The organism is Streptomyces sp. NBC_00091 (genome assembly GCF_026343185.1).
Lineage (GTDB): Bacteria > Actinomycetota > Actinomycetes > Streptomycetales > Streptomycetaceae > Streptomyces.
The window spans coordinates 32,885-58,952 of the sequence record NZ_JAPEMA010000002.1 but is presented as its reverse complement, the minus strand read 5'-3'; the positions used below and the strand labels follow the sequence as shown (position 1 = coordinate 58,952).

Annotated in this window: 22 protein-coding genes and 5 pseudogenes; 10 read left to right on the top strand and 17 right to left on the bottom strand. The window is 71.0% G+C overall.

What is annotated here, in order from left to right; all coding sequences use genetic code 11:
- Positions 1-25: 25 nt before the first annotated feature.
- The 4 genes and pseudogenes from OOK34_RS28000 to OOK34_RS27985 form a co-directional block, all read right to left on the bottom strand.
- Positions 26-579, bottom strand: a pseudogene (locus OOK34_RS28000) (ABC transporter ATP-binding protein); the annotation flags it as partial.
- A pseudogene (locus OOK34_RS27995) lies at positions 576-1,331 on the bottom strand (ABC transporter permease subunit); the annotation flags it as partial. The pseudogenes OOK34_RS28000 and OOK34_RS27995, both read right to left, overlap by 4 nt.
- A 51-nt stretch (positions 1,332-1,382) precedes the next feature.
- Positions 1,383-2,018: a VOC family protein gene (locus OOK34_RS27990; protein WP_267031774.1), complete on the bottom strand. Its 636-nt coding sequence runs from the start codon at positions 2,016-2,018 to the stop codon at positions 1,383-1,385.
- A gap of 260 nt (positions 2,019-2,278) precedes the next feature.
- Entirely contained in the window at positions 2,279-2,578 is a 300-nt protein-coding gene (locus tag OOK34_RS27985) for a Scr1 family TA system antitoxin-like transcriptional regulator (protein ID WP_267031775.1), read from the bottom strand.
- A gap of 1,428 nt (positions 2,579-4,006) precedes the next feature.
- Here OOK34_RS27985 and OOK34_RS27980 point away from each other — a divergent pair.
- Both OOK34_RS27980 and OOK34_RS27975 read left to right on the top strand, forming a co-directional pair.
- Positions 4,007-4,591, top strand: coding sequence for a hypothetical protein (locus OOK34_RS27980; RefSeq protein ID WP_267031776.1), 585 nt, complete (start codon positions 4,007-4,009; stop codon positions 4,589-4,591).
- A gap of 107 nt (positions 4,592-4,698) precedes the next feature.
- Positions 4,699-5,967, top strand: a complete 1,269-nt coding sequence (locus OOK34_RS27975) for a hypothetical protein (protein ID WP_267031777.1) — start codon at positions 4,699-4,701, stop codon at positions 5,965-5,967.
- Between the two features lie 79 nt (positions 5,968-6,046).
- Here OOK34_RS27975 and OOK34_RS27970 read toward each other — a convergent pair whose 3' ends face one another.
- From OOK34_RS27970 to OOK34_RS27960, 3 genes are all read right to left on the bottom strand, one after another.
- Entirely contained in the window at positions 6,047-6,199 is a 153-nt protein-coding gene (locus tag OOK34_RS27970; RefSeq protein WP_267031778.1) for a hypothetical protein, read from the bottom strand.
- A gap of 518 nt (positions 6,200-6,717) precedes the next feature.
- On the bottom strand, positions 6,718-6,861 hold the full coding sequence (locus OOK34_RS27965; protein WP_267031779.1) for a hypothetical protein: 144 nt from the start codon (positions 6,859-6,861) through the stop codon (positions 6,718-6,720).
- A gap of 219 nt (positions 6,862-7,080) precedes the next feature.
- Positions 7,081-7,278 (bottom strand): hypothetical protein, encoded by a 198-nt coding sequence (locus OOK34_RS27960; RefSeq protein ID WP_267031780.1) that lies wholly within the window; start codon positions 7,276-7,278, stop codon positions 7,081-7,083.
- A 220-nt stretch (positions 7,279-7,498) separates the two neighbouring features.
- Here OOK34_RS27960 and mobF point away from each other — a divergent pair, with 220 nt between their 5' ends.
- Positions 7,499-9,256: a MobF family relaxase gene (gene mobF, locus OOK34_RS27955; protein WP_267036572.1), complete on the top strand. Its 1,758-nt coding sequence runs from the start codon at positions 7,499-7,501 to the stop codon at positions 9,254-9,256.
- On the top strand, positions 9,253-9,579 hold the full coding sequence (locus OOK34_RS27950; RefSeq protein WP_267031781.1) for a hypothetical protein: 327 nt from the start codon (positions 9,253-9,255) through the stop codon (positions 9,577-9,579). The genes mobF and OOK34_RS27950 overlap by 4 nt, the downstream gene beginning before the upstream one ends.
- A gap of 516 nt (positions 9,580-10,095) precedes the next feature.
- Here the strand turns inward: OOK34_RS27950 and OOK34_RS27945 are convergent.
- The 3 genes from OOK34_RS27945 to OOK34_RS27935 form a co-directional block, all read right to left on the bottom strand.
- Positions 10,096-10,563, bottom strand: coding sequence for a hypothetical protein (locus tag OOK34_RS27945; RefSeq protein WP_267031782.1), 468 nt, complete (start codon positions 10,561-10,563; stop codon positions 10,096-10,098).
- A gap of 613 nt (positions 10,564-11,176) precedes the next feature.
- Positions 11,177-12,274, bottom strand: a complete 1,098-nt coding sequence (locus OOK34_RS27940) for a MerR family transcriptional regulator (protein WP_267036573.1) — start codon at positions 12,272-12,274, stop codon at positions 11,177-11,179.
- A 160-nt stretch (positions 12,275-12,434) separates the two neighbouring features.
- The gene (locus tag OOK34_RS27935) at positions 12,435-12,962 is read right to left on the bottom strand and encodes a GNAT family N-acetyltransferase (RefSeq protein WP_267031783.1); all 528 of its coding nucleotides are present in this window, start codon (positions 12,960-12,962) and stop codon (positions 12,435-12,437) included.
- A 90-nt stretch (positions 12,963-13,052) separates the two neighbouring features.
- Here OOK34_RS27935 and OOK34_RS27930 point away from each other — a divergent pair.
- A pseudogene (locus tag OOK34_RS27930) lies at positions 13,053-13,313 on the top strand (transposase family protein); the annotation flags it as partial.
- On the opposite strand, the gene OOK34_RS27925 reads toward OOK34_RS27930, so the two are convergent.
- Positions 13,289-14,599, bottom strand: a complete 1,311-nt coding sequence (locus OOK34_RS27925) for an FAD-dependent monooxygenase (RefSeq protein WP_267031784.1) — start codon at positions 14,597-14,599, stop codon at positions 13,289-13,291. The pseudogene OOK34_RS27930 and the gene OOK34_RS27925 sit on opposite strands and share 25 nt — an antisense overlap.
- 177 nt (positions 14,600-14,776) lie before the next feature.
- On the opposite strand from OOK34_RS27925, the gene OOK34_RS27920 reads away from it, so the two are divergent.
- Positions 14,777-15,739 carry a TetR/AcrR family transcriptional regulator C-terminal domain-containing protein gene (locus OOK34_RS27920; protein ID WP_267031785.1) on the top strand — a complete coding sequence of 321 codons (963 nt, stop codon included), beginning with the start codon at positions 14,777-14,779 and terminating at the stop codon, positions 15,737-15,739.
- A gap of 47 nt (positions 15,740-15,786) precedes the next feature.
- A pseudogene (locus OOK34_RS27915) lies at positions 15,787-16,008 on the top strand (transposase family protein); the annotation flags it as partial.
- Between the two features lie 29 nt (positions 16,009-16,037).
- On the opposite strand, the gene OOK34_RS27910 reads toward OOK34_RS27915, so the two are convergent.
- The 3 genes from OOK34_RS27910 to OOK34_RS27900 all read right to left on the bottom strand — a co-directional run bounded on the left by OOK34_RS27910 (position 16,038) and on the right by OOK34_RS27900 (position 19,637).
- Positions 16,038-17,726, bottom strand: coding sequence for a sensor histidine kinase (locus OOK34_RS27910; protein ID WP_267031786.1), 1,689 nt, complete (start codon positions 17,724-17,726; stop codon positions 16,038-16,040).
- A gap of 124 nt (positions 17,727-17,850) precedes the next feature.
- The gene (locus OOK34_RS27905) at positions 17,851-18,669 is read right to left on the bottom strand and encodes an ABC transporter permease (RefSeq protein WP_267031787.1); all 819 of its coding nucleotides are present in this window, start codon (positions 18,667-18,669) and stop codon (positions 17,851-17,853) included.
- Complete coding sequence (locus OOK34_RS27900; RefSeq protein WP_267031788.1) at positions 18,666-19,637, bottom strand: ATP-binding cassette domain-containing protein; 972 nt, start codon at positions 19,635-19,637, stop codon at positions 18,666-18,668. Before OOK34_RS27900 ends, OOK34_RS27905 begins: the two co-directional genes overlap by 4 nt.
- A gap of 264 nt (positions 19,638-19,901) precedes the next feature.
- Here OOK34_RS27900 and OOK34_RS27895 point away from each other — a divergent pair, with 264 nt between their 5' ends.
- Both OOK34_RS27895 and OOK34_RS27890 read left to right on the top strand, forming a co-directional pair.
- Positions 19,902-20,582 (top strand): response regulator transcription factor, encoded by a 681-nt coding sequence (locus OOK34_RS27895; RefSeq protein ID WP_323183382.1) that lies wholly within the window; start codon positions 19,902-19,904, stop codon positions 20,580-20,582.
- A gap of 397 nt (positions 20,583-20,979) precedes the next feature.
- Positions 20,980-22,470, top strand: coding sequence for a hypothetical protein (locus OOK34_RS27890; RefSeq protein ID WP_267031789.1), 1,491 nt, complete (start codon positions 20,980-20,982; stop codon positions 22,468-22,470).
- A gap of 65 nt (positions 22,471-22,535) precedes the next feature.
- Here OOK34_RS27890 and OOK34_RS27885 read toward each other — a convergent pair.
- A pseudogene (locus OOK34_RS27885) lies at positions 22,536-23,305 on the bottom strand (transposase).
- 40 nt (positions 23,306-23,345) lie between these two features.
- A complete protein-coding gene (locus OOK34_RS27880) occupies positions 23,346-23,939 on the bottom strand; it encodes a hypothetical protein (protein ID WP_267031790.1) in 594 nt (197 codons plus the stop codon).
- A 145-nt stretch (positions 23,940-24,084) separates the two neighbouring features.
- On the opposite strand from OOK34_RS27880, the gene OOK34_RS27875 reads away from it, so the two are divergent.
- Complete coding sequence (locus OOK34_RS27875; protein ID WP_267031791.1) at positions 24,085-24,981, top strand: transposase; 897 nt, start codon at positions 24,085-24,087, stop codon at positions 24,979-24,981.
- 71 nt (positions 24,982-25,052) lie between these two features.
- On the opposite strand, the gene OOK34_RS27870 is transcribed toward OOK34_RS27875, so the two are convergent.
- Entirely contained in the window at positions 25,053-25,922 is an 870-nt protein-coding gene (locus OOK34_RS27870) for an IS5 family transposase (RefSeq protein WP_267031792.1), read from the bottom strand.
- Positions 25,923-26,068 lie beyond the last annotated feature (146 nt).

The window sequence follows — 26,068 nt, the reverse complement described above, 5'->3', positions numbered from 1 at the left end:
CTTGATCTGGCCGTCTTGTCGCTTGCCGCAGCGCGGCCCGTACGTCGGCCCGCACTCCCGTGCGCAGCGTGCTGTCCAGGGCGTTGAACGGCTCGTCGAGCAGCACCAGTTGCGGCCGCGGGGCCGGTGCCCGGGCCAGGGCGACGCGCTGCTGCTGGCCGCCGGACAGCTCGTGCGGCATCCGGTCTCTCTGTAACCGGCCAGCCCCACCAGCTCCAGCATCTCCTCGACGCGCGGGCGCCGCGCCGCACGGTCGAGGCCGGTCAGCCCGAAAGCGACGTTGCTGGCCACGCTCAAGTGCGGGAAGAGCGCTCCCTCCTGGGGCACGATGCCGATGCGGCGGCGCTCGGGCGGCAGGTGGACGCCGGGGCCGCTGAGGGTCCGGCCGCCGATCGTCACGGTGCCCGCGTCGGCGCGCAGGAAGCCCGCGATGATCCGCAGCAGCGTGGTCTTGCCGCAGCCCGAGGGGCCGAGGACGGCCGCCAGCGCGCCGCCGGGCACCGTGAGGCCGAGCCCGTCGAGGACCGCGGCGCCGGGATCGTAGGCCTTGGCCAGACCGGTGATCTGCAGGTCGGTCATGTGCGGTGCCTTCCGAGGAGGTAGGACGGTACAGCGGCCAGCAGGATCAGCGCGGCGGCGTACGCCGCGGCGGCGGCGAAGGATCCGCTGCCGGTCTCCGTCCACGGGCGGGTGGCGAGGGTTTCCATGCCGGTGGGCCGCAGCAGGGTGGCGGGCAAGTTCCTTCATGCACACCACGAAGGTCAGCGCGGCTCCGGCGGCGACGCCGGGCGCGGCCGGCGGGACGGTGACCTCGCGCAGCAGGCGCAGCGGGGAGCGGCCCAGCGAGCGGGCCACGTTCCCCAGTACGGGCGGGGACTGGAGGACGGCCGCGCGGGTGGCGGCCACGGCGACGGGCAGGAAGAGCACGGCGTAGGAGCAGACCAGCAGCGGGAGTTCCTGGTGCAGCGGTTCGGCGTAGCGGACCGCGAAGAACACCAGGGACAGCGCGACGGTGATGCCCGGCAGGGAGTGCCCCGCGTAGGCGGACTGATCCAGCAGGCGGGCGGCGCGGCCGCGGTGGCGGGCAGGGCCAGCAGGGTGGTGAGCGCGGCGCCCGCGGCGGCGATGCCCAGGGTGGTGCCGGCGGTGTCGAGGAGCCGGGAGGGGTCCGAGGTCGCGGAGTTGCCGACGGCGAACCAGTAGCCGAGCGTGGCCAGCGGGGTCAGGACGGCGATCGCCGTGACCGTGGCGCACCAGGCCAGCGCGGGCCACCGCCATCGGCCCAGCGGTACCGGGAGCGTGGGGCGGGCGGTTCCACCGCCGGTACACGCGCTAGCGAGGAGACCCCAGCCGGCTGCTCCCGCGGGGCAGTCGGGCCCTGGTCAGATCGTGACCGGGCCGTGGGCGGTGGCGAACTCGACCGAGACCAGGCCCGGTTCCTCATCCTCGACCCAGGTGACGTCGATCTGGTCGAGGGGGTGGTCGGCCGGTTCGCCGAGGAATTCGGCGATGGAGGCGGCGTCGCCGGCGATGGAGACCCCGTGGATGGTGGTGGAGGTGCGCGGGTCGGCGCTCGGGCGCTCCTCGATGGGGACCAACCACTGAAGGAAGTAGGGCAGTTGCGGGTCCTCCAGCAGTTCCAGCAGGCCGATCTGCTTCCACCTCAGGTCGAACCCGTCGGGGCGGACACGGTGGCCCTCGGCCGAGGTGCGGCCGAGGCGGGCCTCGACCGGGGCGATGTCGTCGACGGAGACCACCCAACCGAGCCAGCCGCCGCCCTCGGCGGCGCGGCGCGCGACCGCTTGGCCGAAGGGTGCGCGGTCGGCGGCGGGGTGGTCGAGTGTGGTGACGACCTCGACGTAGGTGTCGCCGCTCAGCGGGAGAATAAAATTGCGGGTACCGAATCGCGGGTGCACGCCCCCGTCGACGAACCCGGCGCCGAGGGCCGATCCGATCCACTGGACGGTCGAGACGAAGCTGTCGCGGGCCACCGCATAGGACACGTGATCAAGTCGCACCGTGCCATCATCACCCGCCAACCCGTACAAATCCCGACGCCACGCCCGCCGCCCCGGCCGTGTCCGCCGTGGATTCAGCCGTGGAGCGGATCGATCATCGTCATCCGGCGGGGGGAGGCCGGTAGAAGCCAGGCAGCAGCGCTGCCGCCTCGTCGAGGCCCACGACCCGCTCGATCAGCCGCTGCGGGGCGAGCGCTGCTGCCACAGGATTTGGATCCGGCATGCAGCACCATGCGCACCGCACCTCCAAGAGACAGGCCCTAGACCTGTTCGGTGGCCTCCACGAAGGTGCCGCCGAGGATGGTCTCCAGCTGGACAACCGCAGGCCAGGGCTTCTCGAAGTTCACCACGCTGAACAGGCCGAGCAGCCCAGGGTGCGCTGACGCGGACATCGGCATGACCTGGATGGTGATGTTGGTCCGTAAAGCAGGTGTTCCAGCTGGTCGAGCATGATGGAGCCGCGGACCTCCTGCCGAAGCTCGGTTTGGTGAATGACCGCGCGCAGCTTGAGGAAGCTCTGTCCGTACGGGACAGGATGGCCTGACGGGCCATGCGTACATCGACCAGGACCTGAGCATCCTGGGGAGTTTTGGGTGGCAGCATGCCCGCAGGGTCGGGCGGATCCCCGGCCCGCGTTACGGTTACGCGTGGGAGACGTCGCGCAGGACCGCGAACACGCGGTTCTCGCCAGCAGCTTCTCGGTGCGGCATACCACCAGCCGTCCACACCCCGCGCACGGCGGGCGGGAGCTCCTCCCCTCGGTCGGTGAGCCCGGTCCAGAACGCTATATCGGTCCTGCGCTCCGTGCCGGCCGGGACAGTTCCGTCTCGGGGTCGGGAGTCCCGGGCTGGTAGCAGCCCTCACAGATCAGCAGGAGGCGCGCCTCCCAGGCCCTTCTGCGTCGGGGCCGGCTGAATCCCGTGACCAGGTAGCCCACCCCGGTCTACTCCCGGTCGCACATCGGCAAACACAAGAACCCTCACGTGCAGCCATAACCCCCGTCGACAAGAAGACCTACACGCCTAACCGCAACGGGAGCGCGGTCTACGGCGAGTGGGTGAGCCGCTTCGACGGGCAGCTTGGGGGCGAATTCTTCGAGGTGCGTGGCGGCAACCGTGCACGAAATCCGGATGAACGACTGCGGTTCGAGCGGGCGGCCGTTGACGGTGGTGAAGAGGTGGCCGCTGTCGGGGCTAGCGCCAGCTCGGTGGGGGAGGTATTCGTCGATGACGTGGACGGCGTCGTGGTGGATGGGGCTGGAGGCAGGTGGCTCTGCCACACCACCGCGCCCGTGACCGCACGATGGCCGCTCGGCCCGGTCTGCACCCCCTGCTACCGGAACGCACGCAGCCACCCCATGCCCTGCCTGCTCTGCGAGCGGACCCGGGTGCTGATCGGCCGCGTCGACCTGCGCCGGGTCTGCGGGCCCTGCGCCGGCGTCCCCGACCCCTACGCCTGCGAACGCTGCGCCGGACCGCGCTCCTACAAGGTCGGCCGACTCTGCGACCGCTGCGCCGTCGCCGACCACCTGCAGGACCTGTTCACCGACGTGCCCGAAGCGGCGGGCACCGGGCCGCTCGCGGCGATGCGGGCGGCGCTGGCCCAGGCCTCGGATGCGGGAACGGTCCTGAACTGGCTGCGCGGTTCCCGCTCCGCCCGCCTCCTGCACGACCTCATGACCACAGGCCGCCCGCTCTCCCACACCGACCTCGACGCCACGATCGACGGCCGATCCACGGCGATGACCGCCGAGTATCTGCGCGGCCTGCTGACCGCCTACCAGGTCCTGGAGCCCCGGGACGAACTCGCGGTGCGGATCGTCCGGCACCGCCGAACTCCTCACCACGACCGCCGGGCACGGCCTGACCATCGCCACCCTCGACCAAGGTCGCCTCGACGCCTGGCTCGCGGCCAACCCAGGAACCCGCTACGAAGTCCGCGACTTCGTAGTCTGGGCCCACCGCCGCCACCACGCCCGCGACCTCCTCGTGCCGCACCGCCCGAAGGCCGACCCGGTCGGCCTGGACGAGGACTCCCACTGGGACCTCCTCCACCAGTGCCTCACCGACACCCGCCTCGACCTCGACGTCCGGGCCGCCGGCGGGATCCTCCTGCTGTTCGGCCAGCACCTCACCCGGATCGCAACACTGCCCACCACCGCCTTGACCACCCACGACGGGACGGCGTTCCTCACCCTGGGCCGGACCCCGATCCCGCTGCCCACCACCCTGGCCGACATCCTCACCACCCTCGCCGACCGCCCCGCTCCCCAGGGCTGGGCCGCGAACACCAGCGCAGGATGGCTGTTCCCCGGCCACCTGCCCGGCGCCCATATCTCCGCCGCCGCCCTCAGCCGACGCCTGGCTGCCCATCACATCCCCAACCGGCCCACCCGGACCACTGCGCTGGTGGCCCTCGCGTGCGACCTCCCGCCCGCGGTCCTCGGCCCGATGCTAGGCCTCCACCCGATCACGGCCGTCCAGTGGCGTCGTCGCGCCGCCACAGACTGGACTGCCTATCTCCAAGCACGCCAGCGCGCCCTTACCGACGGGCCTCCACACCCCGTGCACTGATCCGGTCGTCAGGGAAGCCCGCCGGGCCGTGCCAGCTTTGCTACCCCCGTCGGGCCGATCCGGCAGATCTACACTGAGCTGCGAGAACGCTACGGGGGAGCAGGGTCATGGGCGTAGGTACGGGTACGAGCAATGCGGTGGACGGCGAGTGCGCCGTGACCTCCGCGGTCCGGGCTGGAGACACCGACTTGGTGAGGACCCTTCTCCGGGAGAATAGCGACCCCGATTACCTGGACGCCGCGTTCTGCCTGGCCGTCCGGATGCACGCCGGGCACATCGCCCAACTGCTGCTCCAGTACGGTGCGGACTCCGGCCAGAGCAGGCCCGAGGACCTCATCCCCTTGAGCGAGGGGGTCGACTCGGGTTCGCCCGCTCTGTTTGAGGCGCTCCTGGGCCACGAGATCCGGGGCAGATATCCCGAGACCGAGCTCCTGGAGGCGCGGGACCTCGCACGCCGCTGGCACGAGACGGGGGCCGAGGCCGAACTGCGACGCCGTACAGGATCCCGGGATGCCATCGTCCGTACGCAGGTTCAAGACGACGAGTACGACAGCGTCGACGAGTTCACCCTTGGTGGCATGACCGTGCGAGACGGCCATGGGGCGATCCTCACGTTTGCCGAGGAACTGCTCGGGGTCCGGACCTCGTTCGAGGAGCTGATGGACCGCGCGTTGGCCCACGCCGACCAGGAGAACCACTCGACATGGAACAGTGTCACCATCCTGTTGGGCGGCCGACGCGATGAGGCGACCTGGACAGCTGCCGCAGCGCTGCGGACGGACCCGGACCCGTCCCGCCGATTGTTCGGTGCCGAGGTGCTCCGGCTGACCCATCTGTTCGACGACAGCGACGAGGACGCGTTCGCTGGTCCCGCTCTGGACATGTTCACCGACTGGTCGGCCGAGGAGACGGACCTCGCCGTGCTCACCGAGGTGCTGGTCGCTCTTGGTGAACACATCGACCCCCGCGCGGAGGCGGCTCTTCTGCCTCATGCCGGCCATCCCGATGCCCGAGTACGGCGTGCGGTGGCGCAGGGATTCAGCGAGTGGTCGTCGCCGCCGGCCTTGTCTGGCGACGCTCGCAAGGCACTGCTGCGGCTGATAGCCGATCCGGACGCCGTGGTTCGGAAGACTGCCTGCTGCACGGTTGCCGGGGCCAGGGACAACGATCCCGTCCTCGCCGATGCCATGGCCGCTGTGCTGGGCGACGCGGACCGCCTGGTCCAGCTAGCCGCCGTCTACGGACTCGCCCTCCACAACGACGAACGGTGCGTGGAAGCAGCACGCCTTCTCGGCCCGCCGCAGCGCGGTTCCCTGGAAGAGGAGGGCTACCTCGAGGCGGCGTGGCGCTACGAGTGGCGTCGCGACCACCCCTGACGCCCCCTGCCTTGGCCTATCAGGTGCTCCGGAGCTGGAATACCGCACGGTTCGAATGACGCTCCCCGCCAGCTGGTGGCTACGGCTGGACCACCGAGCGGCGCCGCAAGTACGCCAACGACATCAGCAGCGACGTCACCCTCGTCGGCGTCACCGCCCGCTCCAACCGGCAGAAGAGCGACCAGGACCCGGCGACGTGGATGCCGGCCCCGGCGGTGCACTGCCGGTACATCGGGGAGTGGTGGCCACGAAGCACCGGTGGGCGCTGGCCGTGGACCAGGCCGAGCGGGAGGCGCTGCTGCGGTACGCGGCGAACTGCCCGAACGCGGTGCTGGCCTTCGAGCGGGCGTCCTGACCGCCGGCTCTCGTACGGTCCCGGCGCGGGCCGCCACCACACCGGTGGCGGCCCGCGCTGTCGAGTGTCCGGAGCCGGCCTCGGGGTCCCCCGCAGCGGTGAATTTTCCCCTCGCGTACGCGAGTACGGGATCCGGCTGTGCGCCCCCAACTCGTTCACAACCAGGGCTGACTCACTGCTGCTCCTCCTGGTTACCGGAAGGATGAACCAACCAATCAGCGCCCGCCGCCCGCAAGACCGCCTCGGTCAGGGGTCGGCGAGCATGGCGTGAGTGCCGATCCGCCGCCACACGATGTGGCGGGCCCCGCACCGCAGCTCCCAGCCGTACGACCACGTCGTGCGCCCGTCCGGCGCTCAGGTGAGTAGGTAGACCCCGGGGGTGAGCCGAACGCCCTTCACTGGTGGAGGCCGGCGCGGAAGCAGCCGGTGCGCAGGTCGTCGACGAAGGCCGACACGGTCTGGCGGAAACGGCGGCGCTGCGCTGGGGTCAGGCGGTCCAGGCCGGCGGTGAAGCGGGGCAGGGCCTCGTACGTGGGCACGGTGAACTCCTCCAGGAAGCACGAAGCCCCCGGCCGGTGACCGGGGACGAGGGTGGCTGTTCGTGTTGAAGGGCGTCGGTGACGTGGTCTGCTCAGCGGCGTCGGTTGGTTGGGGCTGTCGTGCGCTGGTGTGCGTTCGATGACGCTCGATTGGGTTGGAGTGGGATTCCGGGGTGGGTGGGGCTCCGGTGGCCGGGGCGCAGCATTCGCACGTCCGCCTCAGTTCTCGTAGCGGGCGCGCATCGCGTCCCAGAACTGCTGGGGCCGGGTGGCCTCGCAGTCGTCGCAGCGGTACCCCTCGAACCAGACGCGGGCCGGGCCGTCCTGCTGGCCGGACTCGCGGGAGCGGCCGAACTGGGGGCGGAGCAGCCGAGAGCGCAGCGGGCAGGAGTCTGCGTAGATCACTTCGTTCGACATGCGGTGGACTGTGCGCACGCGCACGGGATACCGTCTCGGGCTGCCGCGGCGGTCCGCCTGGCGGGCGCCGGGGGCAAAGAGTTGGTGATGGCTTCCCGCCCGGCGGGACGGAGGCCGGATCGCGCTTTCTCGCAGGTCACGGGCGAGGTTCCATGGCTCGGTGATCAGCGAAGCTAAGGTTCGTCCGGGGAGCGGGTGGCGCTATCTCTTCCGCGGTGTGATGGTCGGTGACGGCCAGCGACCGGCGGGTAGGCCGCTGCGCGCCGCCCAGGACGAGGCCGGGGTCCCGCCCGGCGTCTGGAAGGGACGGGGCCTTGCCGCGGTCGGCCTCACGGCCGGGGATGTGGTGACCGAGCGGCAGGCCGAACTCCTCCTCGGGGAAGGCCGGCACCCGGGCGCCGACCGGATCGAGCGCGAGCGCCTGGAGGCGGGCGACACCCCGGCGAAGGCGCGGCGGGTGACGGTGCTGGGCAGGCCGATCGAGCACAACCAGTCGCCCGAGACCGAGAAGGCGAAAGAGCGGACGCCTTGGCTGGCGATGGACTTGGTGTTCCGGGCCCCGTCGACGGCACACATCGCGTGGGCGCTCGGGGACGACGAGACCCGCCTGGTGCTGGAGCTGTGCCAGGACATCGCCCGGGACAAGACGCTGGCGTGGCTCGAGGACGCGGTCGCACAGATCCGCTGGAAGAGCGGCGGCAAGCAGCGCAAGCCGATCCGGGACGGGCTGATCGTCGCGGTGTTCCGGCACTACGAGTCCCGGGCGGCCGAGTCGAAACCGCTCCTGCACGACCACGCGGTCGTGTCGATCCGCGCCCGGCGGCCGGACGCAGCAGGTACGTGGGGCAATCTGTCGGCCGACTCGATGCTGGCCAACATCGTCTCGGCCGACACCCTCTACACCCTCTACTTCATGGAGGAGGTCTCGGCCCGGCTCGGGTGGGCGTGGGAGCCGCGCGAGGTGACGCCCGGCCGCCGCCCGGTCATGGAGATCGCCGGGATCGACCAGCGGCTCATCGGCTGGCAGTCCACCCGCCGCCAGCAGATCGAGGACGCCCTCCCCGTCCTGGTGGCCAAGTACGAGGAGCGGCAGGGGCATGCGCCGGGGGAGCGGGCCGCCTACGCGTTGGCCTGCCAGGCCGCCGACCGGACCCGCTCGCCCAAGCGCAAGGAGCTGCGCTCGCTGGCCGAGCTGCGTGCCGTCTGGCGGGATTCGGCGACCCGGGCGTACGGAGCCGACGTCGTCGCCGGGCTGGCGGCGCCTGCCCGAGCAGCGGCAGCGGCGATATGGGCGCGGGTGCGCCCGGTCGTCGACGTCGCCCTGGCGGCCGTCAACGTCGCCGCCGTGGTGTCCGTGATGCGCGGCGGGTTCAAGCGCCACCACCTCCTCGCTGAAGCCCGCCGCCACCTCTCCTACGTCCTGCGCGGGCGACCCCACCAGCCCGGCCTGGACGAGGAGATAGTCCAGGCGGCCATCGACGGCTACACCCGCCCGGCCAGCCGGCGGATGATGACCGCCGACCTCCGCGCCCTGTGCCCGCACGACATCGGGGACCAGGCCGTGCTGCGCGCGCTGACCCGGAAGCGGTCCGCTTCTCCGTACGAGCAGGCCCGGCTCGCCGCCGGGGCGCTGACCGCCCGCGTCCACGCGCTACGCCGCGCGGACCGCCTGAACTTCCGGGCCCGGCCGCACACCGTCGCCGTGCCGACCACCCAGAGCCCACGCCCGAGCCTGCGCCCGGGGCGGAGGGCCGGCCGGGACCTTGAGCCGATGACGGACGTCGCCGCGGTGGAGCAGACCAGCCGGACGCTGGAGGCCGCAGCCGCCGAGATGGCCGCCCGGCTCCAGGCCGGCATCCGGGAACGAGCCGCCGCCCGCCGCAGCTCCCCCAAGCCCGCGACGGCCCTGCCGCCGAGCGCCCAGCAGCCTGTCCATCCCGCGCCGGGCCGGACCACACCCACCGGAGGAATCGCATGACCACCACGCCGCCCGCGGACCCGAGGATCGAAGCCGTCGCCGCCCGGCTGAAGGCAGCTTCCCAGGGACGCGCCGAGGCGTACGCGCCGCCGACGGACTGGCAGCCGATCTGGAAGCGGCCCCGGAAGCCGAAGACGGTCAAGGCGAAGAAGGCGGAGTTGGCCAAGCAGCGCAAGCGACTCAAGGCGGCCGGGATACGCCGGTTCTACGGCGCCCAGGCGCGCCGGCCCCGGCTCCGGCAGAACCGCATCGGCAGCGCCGCCGCCCGCCGCGACGCGCGCGCCCTGTTCCGGATGCGGCACTCGAACGCCTGGCTGTGGTGACGACGCAGGGCATCGTCCACCGAGTGGACCGCCCGATGCCGACACCGGGTGGAGCCCATCAAGTGGGCTCCACCGGGTGGAGTCCACTGCGGTACGCACCGATTGACGGTGGGCTCCACTCTCGGGCGCACCACGATGTCCCGTACCGCACCGGGTGCGCCCCATCCGACGATGCGCGGCGCTCTCGCCCGCACCCGGTGCGCCGCACCTGATGTGCACTCCCGCCCAGCACGGGCCACCCCCTTGACCAGGTTCGGTCGACCCCCTTGACCAGGTTCTCCACCGGCACGTTTCTCCTTGACACAGCAGGTTCCGGTCGCCGATCAGGGCCTGGTCAAGGGGGTGTGTGATAGGGCCCGCCGACGTGGCCGGGCACCTGGTGCGGCCGCAGGGTGGTGCGCATCATGGCCCCGGTGCGGTGCGGTGCGGTGCGGTGCGGTGCGGTGCGGTGCGGTGCTCGGCGGTGGAGGCCACCCGATGGGCGCGGGTGCGCACCACCGCCGTCCCCGGTGCGCACTACATGATGGACAGGCGCACCGGGTGGGCACCGGCCGGTGCGGGGTGGGCATCGAGGGCCTGGCCCACTCCCACCGCCTCCAGCTGGCGCAGGACATCGGCGACGTCCTCGTGGTCTTCGGTCAGGACGTGGAACACGAACTCAATGACGGCGTGGGCGATGCCCTCCGCCGCCCCGGGGCCGGCCTGCTCCCAGACACGCAGGGATTGCACCAGGACGCGCCCGACCGCTTCCAGGGCGAAGGCCGCGTCGCACGGCTCATCGCCCAGAGGCCCGGCCAGGGAGGTGACGGGGACGACGATCCGCTCGAGGACGTCGACGAGCAGCTCGGCCATCCGCGGCTCGGCGCCGGCGAACTCGGCGGCGGCTTCGAACTCAACGGCCTGGATGGCCCGGAGGTAGCTGAACGCGCTGATCGCCGCGGCCGGGGTCATCGGGGCGAGCAGCAGGGTGGTGATCTCGGGCATGACGGCTCCTCCTGTACGGGCCACCGCGCGGATCACGGCGGCCACGAACCGATGCTCGAACGAGGGCCCTGTGGACAGAGTCCGGAGCCGAGAGGAGGAGAACTCTCCCTCTCCGGGTTGATCACGATGCGATCACGGCGGAGAGGTTTTCCGAGGGCGGCGTCACACCCGGGCCGAAAAACCTACCTGTAGCAGGTGAATGGCGGGATAGGCCCGCCCTCACCCCTCCAGGAGCACCTGTGGCGAGCACCGCCGACGAGGCTGAACAGACCCCCGAACAGGCCCCGAAGACCCCCTCCGTAGACCCCTCAATCACCCCCTCCGCGCCCCGTCCCGCCAAGCCGGGCATATCCGCAGGTCAGACCGGGCGGGCAAGGGGTCGTCGAAGGTCCGACAACCCTCATGTACTCAGGAAGCCAAAGCACAGGAGGACTTCGACCGGCCCCGGACGGCGGCGGCCTGCGCCCGCTGCGCGACCCGGTCGCGGCCGGGCTCGGTGACGAGGAGGGGACGGAGGACTGACGGGGTGGCTGTGGAGCATCCCGGCCAGGAGGAGGAACGCGTCACCGTTGACCTGGCGGACGCCAGGTCAAGGACCGCGACCGGCGTCCATTCAAGCCATGAGTAGGCGGAGGCCGAGATCTGCCGCGTCGAGGTCGGCGAGGTCGCTGTTGCGCTCGGCCCACCGGCCGGAGTCGAGGTCGTCGCCGAGGCTTCGTACCGCCCGCTGTTCGGCCTGCGGACCGACTCTCGTCCATACCGACATCGCGCGGCGCACGTGATCCTCCAGGTACGCCTCCGGTCGGCGCCAGTACGCCTCGAACAGGCCGTCGGCGCAGTCCCACGGGATGGGCACCGGCTGGGCGCTGGCGCCGATCGCGTCGGCCATCCCGGCAAGCGAGGGAAATCCTGCGAGGACGCCGGCGAACTCGGGCAGGTAGTCGCGGGTAAGCCAGAACCGGTCCTGCCATCCGGGCTCGTCGGTATCGAACGTGAGCACCACCACACGGCGGGCCACGCGCCGCATCTCGCGCAGCCCCGCTATCGGGTCCCCCCAGTGGTGGACGGTGGAGACGGCCATCGCAACGTCGAAGGAGTGGTCCTCGAACGGCAGGCTCTCCGCGGCGGCGGCCACGCACGGAGCCGAGCCGGCAGGCCGCTGCCCCCGCATGACCGCCGACGGCTCCACCGCGGTCACGTCACGATCAGCAGGCTCGTAGGAGCCGGTGCCGGCACCGACGTTCAGCACCGTCTGCGCGTCCCCGAGCGCGTCCCGGATCTGCGCGGCGATCCGCGGATCGGTACGCCGTGTCGCGGTGTAGGCGCCGCCGATCTTGTCGTACAGCTGTGCACCGAGCATCTCCAGTTGCTCCTCCGGTGTCACCTTCAGTCCCTTCGCCCGTGCCTCGAGTTCCCTGTCGATGGACGCCACCATGGCGTCAGCGCGATCACGCCGCTCCAGCAGCAGGCCGCGCAGTCGGCGCAGGTGCGCGACCGCGTCGGTGGACGAGTCGCCGACCAGTTCCGCAACCTCCCGCAGCCCGAAGCCCAGCCGCCGATAGGCCAGCACCTCCCTCAGCCGCTCCACGTCGCCCGCCGAATAGGCCCGGTACCCGGCCGCGGTCCGCGCCGACGGCCGAACGAGCCCGATCTCGTCATAGTGATGCAGCGTGCGGACGCTCACGTCGGCCAGCTCGGCCACGCGCCCCACGGTCCAGTGATCTTCCACGGCAGCGACTATGCAGCCTGACGCCACGTGAGGGTCAAGGGCCTCACTCACAGCAGCAAGAGCCGAAGGCGAAGCAGCGGTCCGAGGCGACTCCTGTGGTCGGTCGCACTTCGCCGAAGGGTTGTCCCGCACCTGCTGGTCGTCACTGGGGAGCGACGCACAGGTCCCGGATGTACCAGTCGAACCGTGTGTCGTCCTTGCTGTGCGGCTGCTTGCCGGGGGTGAATCCTGCCCGCCGCGCGACGGCGGCGGATGCGGGATTCTCCGGCTCGACCTGGATCACCGCCTCCTCCCCGCCCTCACTGGCCGCGTACTGGGACGCCAGGATGACCGCGCGGGTAGCCAGGCCACGCCCCCTCCAGGACGGATAGAGGCCGTAGGCGACATTCACCTGGCCGGGAGTCAAGCCCTCCCCTGCGAACCGCAAGTCGATCGTGCCTGCGAGCGCCTCGTCGGCGGCTACCCGGATTCCGAAAGCGCGGAGTGGCCCGGCAGTGTCCCACTGTTCCCAGCAGTGCTGGAAGTACTCTTCAACGCCCTCGCGCGTGCTGGGGCCGCCGTTCAGCCAGCGAACCAGCAGCTCATCCTCCCCCGTGAGATGCGCCTCCACATCGTCAAGGCGCAGCGGAGACAGAGTGATGACCCCGTCGGACAGCTTCACTTCATGCATCCGCCGATTCTTGACGCCGAAGCTGCGTCGCACCACCGGATTCCGCGGGACGTCGCCCAGAGCTGCTCCATCACAGGGGATGATCTTGATGTGGCTGGTGTGATCACGGCGTCGGAGCCGTCTTCGATAGCCCCGTTCACCGGGCTGAGCCCGCGCTGCTTCGGCAAGCTGCTGACCGCACTGCGGCGCGATGGCGCGGTTGCGGTCCGCAGGAAACGACCATGGGGCCTTCCGCGGGAGGACCGGACACTGCTGGCCGCGGCGTACTGGCGGACGAACTTGACGATGCGCCAGGTCGCCCCGCTCTTCGGGCGCGGGCCGCTCGATCAGTCCTCTGCCCTGACGCTCATCTGGTGGGGCGCGTCGAGGCCGTCTGGTATGCGCTCGACCCTGTCTACACGTTCGCTGACCTGTGGTTGGGGCCGATCCCGTATGTCCGCGGCGAGACTGTACTCCGGCAGTGCGATGTCCCCGGCCTTGGCGAACTGCGCGGCGAGCAGGTTCCGCATCGGCCAGCGGGTCATCGACCGCATCGAGAGGTCGCGCAGCCGGATGCCGAGCCGGCCCGACGGTGCGTACCCGGCGGCTCCGCCGGGCGGCAGCTGCTGCGCCTGGCTCACGTACGGGCGCATCGCCGTGTCGTAGCGGTAGAAGGCGACACCGTGATCGCCCTCGGCAGCGGCGAGTTCACCGGCCAGGACGTAGGCGCCGACCAGGGCAAGGCTGGTCCCGAGGCCGGTCAGCGGGGTCGCGCAGTATCCGGCGTCGCCGAGCAGCGCCACGCGGCCGCGCGACCAGCTGTCGAGGCGGACTTGACCCATGGAGTCGAAGAGGAAGTCCGGGGCGGTGCGCATCGCCCGCAGCAGGCGTGGGGTCTCCCAGCCGACGTGGGCGAAGCGCCGGGCTACGAGCTCCTGTTGGGCGGCGATATCGCGGCGGTCGTAGGCGAGCGGTGGTGTGCGGAAGCTGAAGCCGGCCTTGATCTCGCCGGGGAGGCGGCCGGGCCGGGCGGAGACGACCAGGCCGCCGGGCGCGTTGTGCATCAGGAACCAGCCGTCGAGGTCCAGGTCGTCGAGGGCGGTGAACCAGGCCGTGTAGAGGTCGATCGGGTGAACGAAGTCCCGCTCCGGGCCGAAGGCCAGCGCGCGCACCACCGAGTGCGGCCCGTCCGCGCCGACGACGAGCGCGAACCGGCGCGGCGCGGCCTTCTCGAAGGTGACGGTGACCCCGTCCGCGTCCTGATCGATCTCGGTGATGGTGTCGTCGAAGAGGTACTCCGTGTCCGGCAGGGTGGCCTCGTACAGCAGACGGGCGAGGTCGCCGCGGAGGATCTCGATCTCGGAGACGATCCCCTCGCCGCCGAAGCTGTCGGCTGGCAGTCGGGCGGTGGTCCGGCCGGCGGTGTCGACGAGGGCGAGGCCGCGCTGGTCCACGCTCTCCGCCCTGACCTGGTCCATCAGGCCCATCCGTTCGATCACGGCGCGGCCGGCGCCGCGCAGGTCCACGGTCTGCCCGCCCGGCCGGGGTGTCGGCGCGCGCTCCACGATCGTGACCGTGAAGCCTCCCTTGCGTAGCCAGTACGCCAGCGCGGGCCCTGCGATGCCAGCACCGCAGATAAGTATCTCCTTGTTCGGCATGATGCGAACGTACGCCGTACGCAAGGTAGTGCGCAAGCATGAAATCGCTTTCCAGCATGAGGTATTGGGCAGTGCTGCACTAGTGCGGAAAGGCGGGAAAGTGTTCGGATGCGGGGATCGCCCGGCGTCGGAGGATAGGATGACGCCCATCCGGGTGCACTAGTGCGGAGGGTGTCGGTGGGCGGACAGGCGGTACCGCGATACAGCCAGATCGTCGCCGAACTGCGGCGGCGGATCGAGACGGGCGAACTGGCGCCGGGCGATCGCGTGCCCTCGACCCGCGAGATCACCCGGCAGTGGGGCGTCGCCATGGCGACCGCGACCAAGGTGCTCACAGAACTGCGCCGCGAGGGCATGGTCCGCGCCGTCCCGGGCGTCGGGACGGTCGTGGCGGCCCCGAGCCGCCCGGTGCGGGCCGCCCGACCCGCTGTCGCCGCACACCCGGGTGGGCCGTCCGACGCGTCCTCGGTCCAGGCGGCGCTCACGCTCGGACGGATCGTCGGTGCCGCCGTCACGGTCGCCGAGACGGAGGGGTTGGCCGCGGTCTCGATGCGCCGGGTGGCCGCCGAGCTCGGGGTGGCGACCATGTCGCTGTACCGGCACGTGGCCGACAAGGACGACCTGCTGACGCGGATGATGGACAGTGTCATGGCGGAGCACCCATTGCCCGCCGACGCTCCGGCGGGCTGGCGGGAGGCGATCGAACTGGCGGCCCGGCAGCTCTGGGACCTGTTCCGCCGCCACCCGTGGCTCGCACCGGCCCTGTCGGTGACCCGCCCTCAGATGATCACCTCGGCACTGCCGTACAGCGAGTGGATGCTTGCCACCCTGCACGCGCACGGACTCGACCTGCAGTCCGCCTTCACCGCGCACCTCACGCTGCTCAATTACGCCCGTGGCATCGCCGTCAACCTGGAGGCGGAGCGGGAGGCCGAGGCGCACAGCGGCCTGGACAGCGAGGAGTGGATGGACACCCAGGAGCCCGCGCTCCTGGCGATTCTGGGCACCGGCCGATTCCCCATGCTCTCCCGCCTCGCCACGGCCGGTTACGACCTCGACCTCGACGCCCTCTTCGAGTTCGGCCTCCAGCGCCTCCTCGACGGCCTCGCCTCACTCCTCAACGAGAGCTCCGTCGGCTGAACGGAGAGCTCGAGAGGCCCCGACCACCGACACCAAAAGAAGCTTCAGGCACCGGACTCGTCATGCCCCACCGTCGGCGCAAAGGCGAAGGCCTGCCCGACTGGAAGCAGGAACACAACAAGTCCCACAAGCAGGTCCGTGCACGCGTCGAGCACGTCTTCGCCCGCATGAAGACCTGGAAGATCCTCCGCGACTGCCGCCTCAAAGGCGACTGCGGCAACCGCGATCGTGCTCGCCGTCACTTCGCACACACCAGGCACCCGCAGTGACTCACTGAGAAACCCTCCCCGACGGGTGGTCAGGGCTGGCTTGCGGGCACGGTGTCCTTCGCCACCAGCGTGGTGCCGGACCAGCAAAGCCGGTAGAGGTCGACCTGGTCCAACAGGTCGCGGCCGGAACGGTAGAACTCACATGTGGCGCCGGGCGGCCGGGGTGCGGAACGGGCGTGGTCGGGCGGGTAGGGGAAGGCGCGAGCCGGCAGCAGAGGGGCGAGTTCGGTGCGCGGCCGGCCGGTGGTCAGCTCGTCGAACCGGGAGGGCGGCAGCACGCTCGTCGTCAGTTGCCAGGCAAGGTAGACGGCGGCGGGCACGAAGAAGGCGGCTGCGGCGACAGGCGCCGCGAAGGCGGCGACGGAGCGGCGTCGGGCGGCGCTCCGTACGTAGGCGAGCCGCTTGGCGGACTCCGGTGTGACGATGTCCCTGTCCGGGTGGAGAGCAGTCTCGGACGGCAACGCGGACCCGGTGTGCTGCCCTCGGGTCCAGGCCGGCGTTTCGGGCGCAGCCCCGGGTTCCGACGCCGATGTCCCGAGGCGGGCCGTGGCCTGGTGCGGGAGGACGGCGGTGACGTGGAACCCGCCTTCGTACGGCCCGGTCCGCAAGGAGCCGCCAAGGACCGTCACCCGCTCCCGAAGCCCTGTCAGTCCCCGGCGGCCGACGCCGCCCGCCTGGTCTTCGGCCGCGTGTGCCGGTCCGTCAGCCGGCGGGGCGGCGTTGACGACGCTCACGCGGGTACGGTCGGCCTCGTGTGTGATCCGCACCCGGATCGTACTGTCCGACGCGTGCTTCACGGCATTGGTGAGGGCCTCCTGCACCACCCGGTACATCCCGCGCTCGACCAGCGGGGACAGCGTGGGCACCGCCCCGCGCCGCTCCCAGCGCACCGGCACCCCGGAGGCGACCGCCCGTCCGAGGAGGTCCTCGACGGTGTCGTTGAGAGGCAGGCCCGCACCTGTTTGCGTGCCAGCCGGGTCGTGCAGGACGGCGACGGTCTCCCGCAGCTGCTCCACTGCGTCCGCGATCGTCCCGCGCAGCTCGGCGACGTCGGTGCGGTCGCGGTCCGTGAGGTCGGGGGAGAGTTCCAGGGCCCCGGCGCGCAGAGCGACCAGGCTCAGGGCGTGGCCGAGGGAGTCGTGCATGTCGGCCGCGATGTCCGCGCGTTCGGTCAGCCGCGCCCGCTCCGCGACCAGGTGTTGCCGCTCTTCCAGGCTCCGGGCCAGCCGCCAGCCCTCCCGTACGAGTTCGCGCCGGCCGCGCCAGTGCCGTCCGGCCAGCCAGGGCAGCAGAAGGGCGGCGGGCAGCACGGTCAGCGCGTAGAACCACCAGACGGCCTGCGTCCGCAGCACCGCGCACGTCGCGAGATCGGCCGCGAGGCACCCGGCGAGCACCAGGAGCGGGCGGCGTGCCGCGGCGACCCGGGCGCCCAGCAGACAACTCACGGCGGCCAACGACAGGACGTGGGCGTTGGCGGGGGTCGCGGAGTCGGCCAGGCCCAGCGCGCACAGCCCGTTGACGAGGACGACCGCAGCCCCCGGTCGGCGGCGGGACAGCGGTACGGCCACCGCCAGGACGGCCAACGGGAGGAGCAGGTCCAGGACCAGCGACGCCGCGCCCGCTTCCCGGAACCCGTAGCCGGTGGCGGCGGCGAGCACGCCCCACAGGGCCACGTCACCGCGTATGGACCTGGCTGGGGGTATGCGCGTGTGCAGCATGGCGCGTCGACTGTCCTTTCGATGTACGTCCTTCACTTGCCCGGGTCGATTCTGTGGGACGGGCCCGGACGCCCGACGAGGGGGTGGGCACGGTGAGGGCGTCCGGGCGGGTTCCGACGCGGGGTCAGGCGTCCCGGCGGCGCAGGACGTACAGGCCGATCAGGTGCGCGGTCGCGGCCCACGCCGCCACGATCAGGACCGCCGTCCCCGGCGTGTACGGGGCCTCGGCGCCGATGCGCATGAAGTGGTCTCCGGATCCGTGCGGCAGATGGTCGTTGACGTCCGCGAGCGTCCGGCCTCCGAGCCCCAGGAGCACGCTCGGCAGTGCCCACAGGAGTGTGACGAGGATCGAGAGCGTGCCGGCCGGGTGGCGCGTGGCGAACGCCACCCCGACGGTCAGGACAGCGACCAACGCCTGGTAGAGACCGACCGCGAGGACCTGCCGGAGGCTCGGGCCTGCCTCGAAGGAAGCCCGTCCGTCGAACGCCACCCAGGCCACCGCCGTGCCCACGACGGCGAACGTGGTGCCGGCGACGAACGCGACCACGGCCGCCACCAGTGCCTTCGCCGCCTGGACCCGATGCCGCCGGGGCACCCACAGCAAGGAAGCCCGCACGCTCCCCGTCGAGTATTCGGAGGTCACCGCGACCGTGGCCAGGACGACGACGGCGAACTGGGCGAGGACGGCGGAGGAGGCCGCCGCGTTCCCGACGGGCTGGATCGGATGCCCGTTGATGCGGGCGATCGAGGCGTAGTAGTAGGTGAAGACGCCGGTGATCGCGAGGCCCGCCAGAAGGCAGAGATAGGGGGATCGGACGGACCACAGTTTGGTCCATTCGGAGGCGATCGCCCCGGCGAAGCCACCGGGTGCGCCCCGGCCAGGGGTGTCGGGCACGGCCCGGGGCGGGGCCGTCCGCCCGTCGGCTGTCGTCGTCGTGGTCACTGTCGTCCCCCTTCGTTCGGCGCTGCGGCCGCGTCGGTCGTGTCCGCGCCTCTGCCGCCCGTTGTGTACTCGACGCTGCGCGCGGTCAGGTCCATGTAGGCCTGCTCCAGCGAAACCCGGACGTCGCTCAGCTGGTGCAACCGGACCCGGCAGTGGTGGGCCAGGTCGCCGATCTCGGCGGCGGTGCGGCCCTCGACGGTGAGTTCGCCGGACGCGGACGTCTCGACACTCACCCCGTCAGCCGTCATCAGGCGACGGACCAGCGTCGCCCGCTCCCCAGCGTCGGGCACCACGGCGCGCGCCGACGCGGGAGAGGCGGCAGCGAGGAACTCCGTCATGGAGATGTTGCTCAGCAGCCGGCCACGTCCGATGACGACGAGATGGTCGGCCGTCAGCTGCATCTCGCTCATCAGATGGCTGGAGAGGAAAACGGTGCGTCCTTCCGCCGCCCGGTCACGGACGAGCCGGCGGATCCACCGCACGCCGTCCGGGTCGAGGCCGTTGACCGGCTCGTCCAGGACGAGTACCGGCGGATCGCCGAGCAGGGCGCCCGCCACCCCGAGTCGCCCGCTCATGCCGAGCGAGTATGTGCCGGTCGGCCGCCGGGCCGCCTTGGTCAGGCCCACCGTCTCCAGTACCTCGTCCACGCGGCGTACCGGGATGCCGTTTGCCCGGGCTTGGGCGACGAGGTGTGTGCGGCCGGTACGGGCCGGGTGGACGGCCCGGGCGTCCAGCATCGCGCCGACCGCACACAGCGGCCGTCGCAGGTCCGCGTAGGGCCGGCCGGCGATCAGGGCCTGCCCGCGGGTGGGGTGGTCCAGGCCCAGGATCATGCGCATCGTGGTGGACTTCCCGGCCCCGTTGGGGCCGAGGAAGCCGGTCACGCGGCCGGCCTGGACGTTGAGTGTCAGCTCGTCCACGGCGAGGGTGTCGCCATAGCGTTTGGTGAGTCCTTGGAGGGTGATCACGGAGTTCCTTCATGTCGGTGGCGGACCGCGGAATACAGCACGCGGAAGTCGACGGTGGTGCACACCGGCCGACGCGTGGTGGGCCTGGCCCGGGGGCGGACGCCTCGTTTCCCGTACGGAAGCGACGCTAGGAGTCCGCGGCGTCGGCGCCCATCGGTCGAACGGCAGCTGCGTCCTGCCTTTCGTCGGGGGTGTGCCCCGACCCGGGGCGGATCTGTGGGGCTTGCCGTTCGCACGGTGGTGCGTCGGCCGTAGGCTCGCCGCGTGGAAGAGACGACACCGAGCAGCCGACCGGTCCGGGTCCTGGTGGCCGACGACGAGGCGATGGTCCGGGCGGGTGTGCGGGCCATCCTCACCAGGGACCCGCATGTCGAAGTGGTCGCCGAGGCGGGTGACGGGCACGAGGCCATCGCGCTCACCCGCCGGTACCGGCCGGACGTGGTCCTGTTGGACATCCAGATGCCCGGCTTGGACGGGCTGACGGCAGCGGCGCGCCTCCACCGAGAGCCGACGGCGGTCGGTGTGATCATGCTGACTACCTTCGGTCAGGACGAGTACGTCACCCGCGCCCTGGAGGAGGGCGCCGACGGCTTCCTGCTGAAGGCGGACGACCCGAGGGAACTGCTCAACGGGGTACGGGCGGTGGGAGCCGGCGGGGCCTACCTGTCCCCACGGGTCGCCGGCCGAGTCATCGCCGGGCTGCGCGCGCACCGGGCGGCACATCCTCACCGCTCGCTGGAGCGACTCACGGAACGGGAGCGCGAGGTGCTGGCCGGACTCGGGACGGGGCTGTCCAACGCGGAGATCGCGAGCCGGCTGCACCTGGTCGAGGGCACGGTGAAGGCGCACGTCAGCGCGGTGCTCGCGAAGCTGGGCGCGCGCAACCGGGTGGAGGCGGCCATCTCCGCGTACGAGGCCGGCCTGGTCCCGCCACGCCCCCGCTGACCCGGTGTCAGCGTCCCGCCGAGTGCCGATCAGTCCTTGGCCACAGAAGTACCTGGGCACCTGAGGGTGGCGCGGTGGCGCCCGCCAGCTTGTCGTCACACCTCAACAACGTTCCGCCCCGCCGAGGTACCCGGTTCAGCCCGGCGGCGTGCGGCGGGATCACGCTGCGCGACGTGTCGGGCGACCGCGTCGACGCCGGGGCGGGCGTACCGCTCCAGGGAACGGACGGAGGCGTGGCGTATCCCGAAGCCGTCACCGCGGCGCACACCGACTTCGCCGCCCTCCAGGCCGTCGGGGGCCTTCCGGGACAGGCGCCTGGAAGCGCGAAGGAGTTGGCCAGCATCTCCGGGCCAGCTCACGAAGACCATGATCAATCTCAGCGCCAGCCACGGTTCCATTGATCCCCGGGGCCGTCCTCTACGGCCACGGGGCCAATGCGTTCGCGACGTACCCGGGAATCACCCGGGCGAAGAAGGCGAACCACCTGTGGCTGCCCCTGGCCGCCATCGAGGGCGAGACCACCCGGGCCCAGCACGGCAGGGCGCGCTCGGAGACCGAGCAGCTGCACCGCGCCATCAACGCGTTCGCCCACTTCCTGAACCAGTCGACGCCGGATGGGCTGATCAGCCACGAACTGCGGGCCCCGGCCGAGCCCGTAGCGGCGGCACCCCGGCAGACCGAGCACGTCCAGCTCCCGGAGCAGGCACCCGGCCCGCCACCCCGGCGCGTCTCCGCACGCGCCGCACGGGCGGTGTCCCCGTCCGTCGCGCAAGCCCGTTGGCGCGAGGCCGAGCGGCAGGCCCAGCTGCGTACGCCGCTCGTCGACACCGGCCTCGCCCCCGAGCCGGACCCCCAGCCCGCCGGCGCCCCCGGCATTCCCGACGTCGTCGGCGACGTCGCCGGGGACCACCAGGAGCAAGCCGCCGAACACGCCGAGATGAGCGACGCGCAGCGCGCGCAGCTGGACCGGCTCAGGCTGGACAGCGAGATGCGGGCCGTTCCGCGATGGGAGCTGCGCCCGTACGGCACGTACAGCGACAGCAACCTGCGGGCGGCGATCAGCGGGTTCCTCGATGACGCCGAGGAGGCCGAGGAGAGGGCCGCCGAGGCAGTGGAAGCGTTCCGAGTTCTCCACGAGCGGATGGAGCAGGAGAGGGAGGAAGGCGCCAGCCGCGGCGCCAAGTGGGCGCAGGACGCTGGCGCTGTCCTCGACACCGCCGTCGGCCACCTCACCAAAGCGGTGAAGGAGGCCGAGGCCCTCGCCGCAGCCGAGAAGCAGGCCAAGGGCGCCCGCGAGATCCTTCCGGAGGTCGAGAAGCGCCTGAAGGCATCGCGGCTGAGCCTGCGCCTGGCCTTCACCAGCAAGAAGGAGGTCAAGGGGGTGCACGAGCACGTCCTCGGCGAGGCCATCGCCGGGGAGGACGAGGCCAAGCGCGCCAAGCGGGCCAGCGAAAAGGCCAAGGCCAAGGCGTGGGAGACCGTCCGCGACAGCGAGTACGCCGAGGCCTTCACCGCCGGCCGCTTCGCCCCGAAGGAGCTGCACGAGATCGCCGAGAAGTTCGCCGAGATGCGGGCCGCCCTGCCGCAGCAGGGGCACCGGAAGGACGAACTGGACGAGAACGAACTGGCCGACCTGAGCAAGACCGCCCGCACACAGGCGAAGAAGGCCGACGACGCGCGGGGCCACGCCGAACTCGCGGCCGTGGAGCAGAAGCAGCGCCAGGTCATCGCCGAGAAGTACCCGGAACTGCACAACGCCGAGACGAAGGGCCGCGCCGCCGAGCAGCAGCCGAAGCCGAAGCCCAAGGTTGTCCGGCAGCAGCCCGTCCCGGCCGCCAGCGCGGCACTGGCCCGGCAGGCGCAGAAGGGGCCAAGGCAGCGTCCCTAAGGGTTGTCCCGTAAATGATCTTCGGGTTCCTTCGGGCGCGGTTGATCACCGTCCGGCCCGCCGATCTATCCGGCGAAGGCGAGGTTGTGCATCCGGGCGATGGCGAGCATGGCGTGGTGGACGCCGTCGCCTTTGAGGCGACAGTCGCGGAGGATCTTCCAGGTCTTCATGCGGGCGAAGACGTGCTCGACACGGGCGCGGACCTGCTTGTGGAACTTGTTGTGTTCTTCTTTCCAGTCCAGGAGTTGGGCCTGGCCGCGATCCCGGCGGTGCGGGATGACGAGTCCAGTGCCCGGGTAGCCACCGTCGGCGATCGTGAGGGTGTTGCCAACGGCGGCCTTGGCGCCGGACTCCTCCCACGCCTTGCAGTCGTTGCGGTTCCCGGCAAGTGGCCGGCCGACCACGACGACCAGGCGGGTATCGGCGTCGATGACGACCTGGTGGTTGGTGGAGTACCGGTAGTTCTTCGACCGCTCGGCCACGGTGTGATCGCGGGTGGGAACCAGGGTGCCGTCCACAATGACACCGTGTCCTTGGCGAACCGCTCGCGGGGCCGGAGCACGAACATCGGCCCCAGATGGTCGATGATGCGGTCTGCCGCCGACTTGGACACCCCGAACAGCGGGGCGAGTTGCCGCATCGTCAGGTTCGTGCGCCAGTACGCCGCTACCAGCAGCGCCCGGTCCTCCAGCGGAAGCTTCCACGGCCGGCCCTTGCGAATCGCGTCCGCACCCTCGCGCCGCAGAACTGTAACCAATTTCCCGAAGGCACACGGGCTCAACCCGGTGAACGGGGCTATCCAGGACGGCTCCGACGCCGTGATCACACCAGCCACGTCAAGATCATCACATTCACGCCGGCCTGGCCTGTGAGCGTCAGACTGCTCTGCGACGTCGATAGTAGGCGTAAGTAAGGGCGAGCACGATCGGGCCCCACAGCGTCACCGGGCTGATGCACACACGTGCCAGGACCATCCACCAGTTGTTGCTGAAGGCGACCTCGTGGAAGCCCAGCAGGTCGAACCAGGCAAGGGGCATGGTGTCCCACAGCGCGACTAGGCCCAGTCCGCCCAAGGCCGCCGGAATGATCGCGGCGAGCGGCGCGACTCGCCGACCGCCGATCAGTGGCACCCAGTCCGGGACTCTCTCGCCCCACCCGCTGACCAGGCCGGTACAGAGCAGGGCCAGTGCCTCGGTGAGCACGCTCAGCCCGAACACGTAGGCCGGGGCCCACCACGGCATGGGCGGTGCCGACGGATCTACCGTCCCCATCGAGAAGCCGAAGGCGAACGGAAGCCGCCACAGGCAGTGCGGCAGGACGACGAACGGAAGGGCCTTCGCGAGCCGGAGCGCCCAACGCGGAACCGGACGCTCGGTGTCGCCCAGAGAAAGGTTGATCGGCATGACCCCACCGTCGCCGAACCTCGACGGCAGGGCGTCGGCCTCGCGGACGATCAGGATCCCCCACACGGGGGAGTCACCTGTTGATCGCATCGGCGGTTGATGGTCAAAAACGACTCGGAGCCCCTCCAAAGATCATTTACGGGACAGCCCTTACGAGCTCGTGCACGGTTGGCGGTGAGATGTCGAGATCGGGATCGTCGATCATGGTTGGGTGGTGGGGAACGCGACTCGTGCAGCGATCATCGGCGACCGAAGGGTCACGGGCCTGTCGGCCACGGTGATTGCTGAACTGGTCTCCGAGCTTGGGTTGTTGTGGCACGAACGGCATCAGGCCAGGCTCACGTCACGGCCGCGGAAGCGGGCATTGGGCGCCGGTGCGAGGCATCAGCTGGTGTTCGTCGACCGGCTGCTCGCCACGCTCGTTCATCTCCGCCACGCAACCACTCACGACGTCCTGGCCTGCTGGTTCGGGGTCGACCGCTCCACCATCACCCGGGCTGTCGGCGAGGTCCGGCCCCTGCTTGCCGAGCGAGGGTGCACCGTCAGCCCGGGTGTGCGGCTCAAGAGCCTGGCCCAGGTCGTCGACTATCTCGGCTCCAGCGGGAAGACGGGCATCATCGACGGCACCGAGATCCGGGTCCGGCGTCCGGCCGTCGGACGCAAGGACCGGGACAAGTTCATCTCCGGCAAGAGCAAGCAGAACGCGGTCAAGACCATGGTCGTCACGGATGGCGACGGCCGTGTCTGTTCTGTAGTCCTGCTAGGCCGTGTTTTAGAAGTCGTGGATCGGTTTGGATGGCCGTCCGGGGCGGTGGCGGATGGCCATCCAGATGGTGAGTTCGCGGGCGATGTCGTTGATGCTGGTCGAGGTGGTGACCTCGTGTTCACGGCGGCTGGCATCGCGGCGGACGACCTCGTAGCCTCCCTCGTCGAGGACGGCCACCGAGGCGAACCAGACCGGCTCGTCCTCGTCGGGCTGGACAACGACGAAGGTGTTGTCGGTGTCGTTGAGGTCGCTGATCATCATGAACAGCGCGTCCTCGGACGGGTCGTCGATGCGGTCTCCGTTCTCGCTGTCAGCGCCGTAGAGCCGAGCTCCCATCGCTGATACCTTCCCCTTCACACATGGTCAACCTGGTCGCGGTCAGCATGGCATGCGCAACCGACACCCCGGCTGGGTCACAGCCATTCACCGATCGCGGCAACCAGCACGGTGGCCTCGAATCGGACCGCGAGTTTGTCGAACCGGGTGGCCACCGCCCGGTTCCGCTTCAGCCGGTTGATGCCGCACTCGACCGCGTGCCGGGCCTTGTAGTCCTCACGGTCGAAGGCCGGAGGCCGCCCGCCGGCCGAGCCGCGGCGCTTGCGGTGGCCGGCCTGGTCGGCAGGTTCCGGGATCGTGCAGCGGATCCCGCGCCGACGCAGATACGCACGGTTCGCGCGTGACGAATACGCTTTGTCGCCCCGCACCCGCAACGGACGGACCCTTGGGCGTCCCAGCCCGAGACGGGGAACCCGGATGGCTTCCAGCACGGCCGTAAACTGCGGGCTGTCTCCCCGCTGACCGGCTGTGACCAGCAGCGATAACGGCTTCTGCCCTTGCTCGCAGGCCAGGTGAATCTTCGTGGTCCAGCCGCCGCGGGACCGGCCCAGGCCGTGATCGTCGGGTTCGGCCGCATCGCCGCCTGGCGGTTCCTTCTGCGTCTGGCCGTCGCGCCGGGCACCGGCCGCGTGCTGATGGGCCCGGCAGATCGTGGAGTCGACGTTCACGTCCCAAGTGATCAAACCGGCGGCGTCCGCCCGGGCCTGCAACCCAGTCAACACCGCCGACCAGACACCATCGCGTTGCCAGCGACGGAAGAGCCCATAGACCGTCTGCCATGGACCGTATTCCGTCGGCAGATCCCGCCACGGGGCCCCGGTCCGCACCCGCCAGCGGATCCCGTCGATCAACCGCCGTCGGCCGACCGACGGCCTGCCCACCCCCGCGACCGGCAACAACGGCCCCAGCGCCGTCCACTGGTCATCTGAAAGATCCCCTCGCCCCACACCGAGATCATCACGGCACGAGGCGAGACACGGACCCCAGTTCTAAAACACGGCCTAGCTGTCACCTGGTTCGCCGTTCGTTAACGGCACCCCAAGAAGGGCCGGCGAGCACCGCCTCGTGGAGGAGCCCGGTGAGCCTCAGGTTC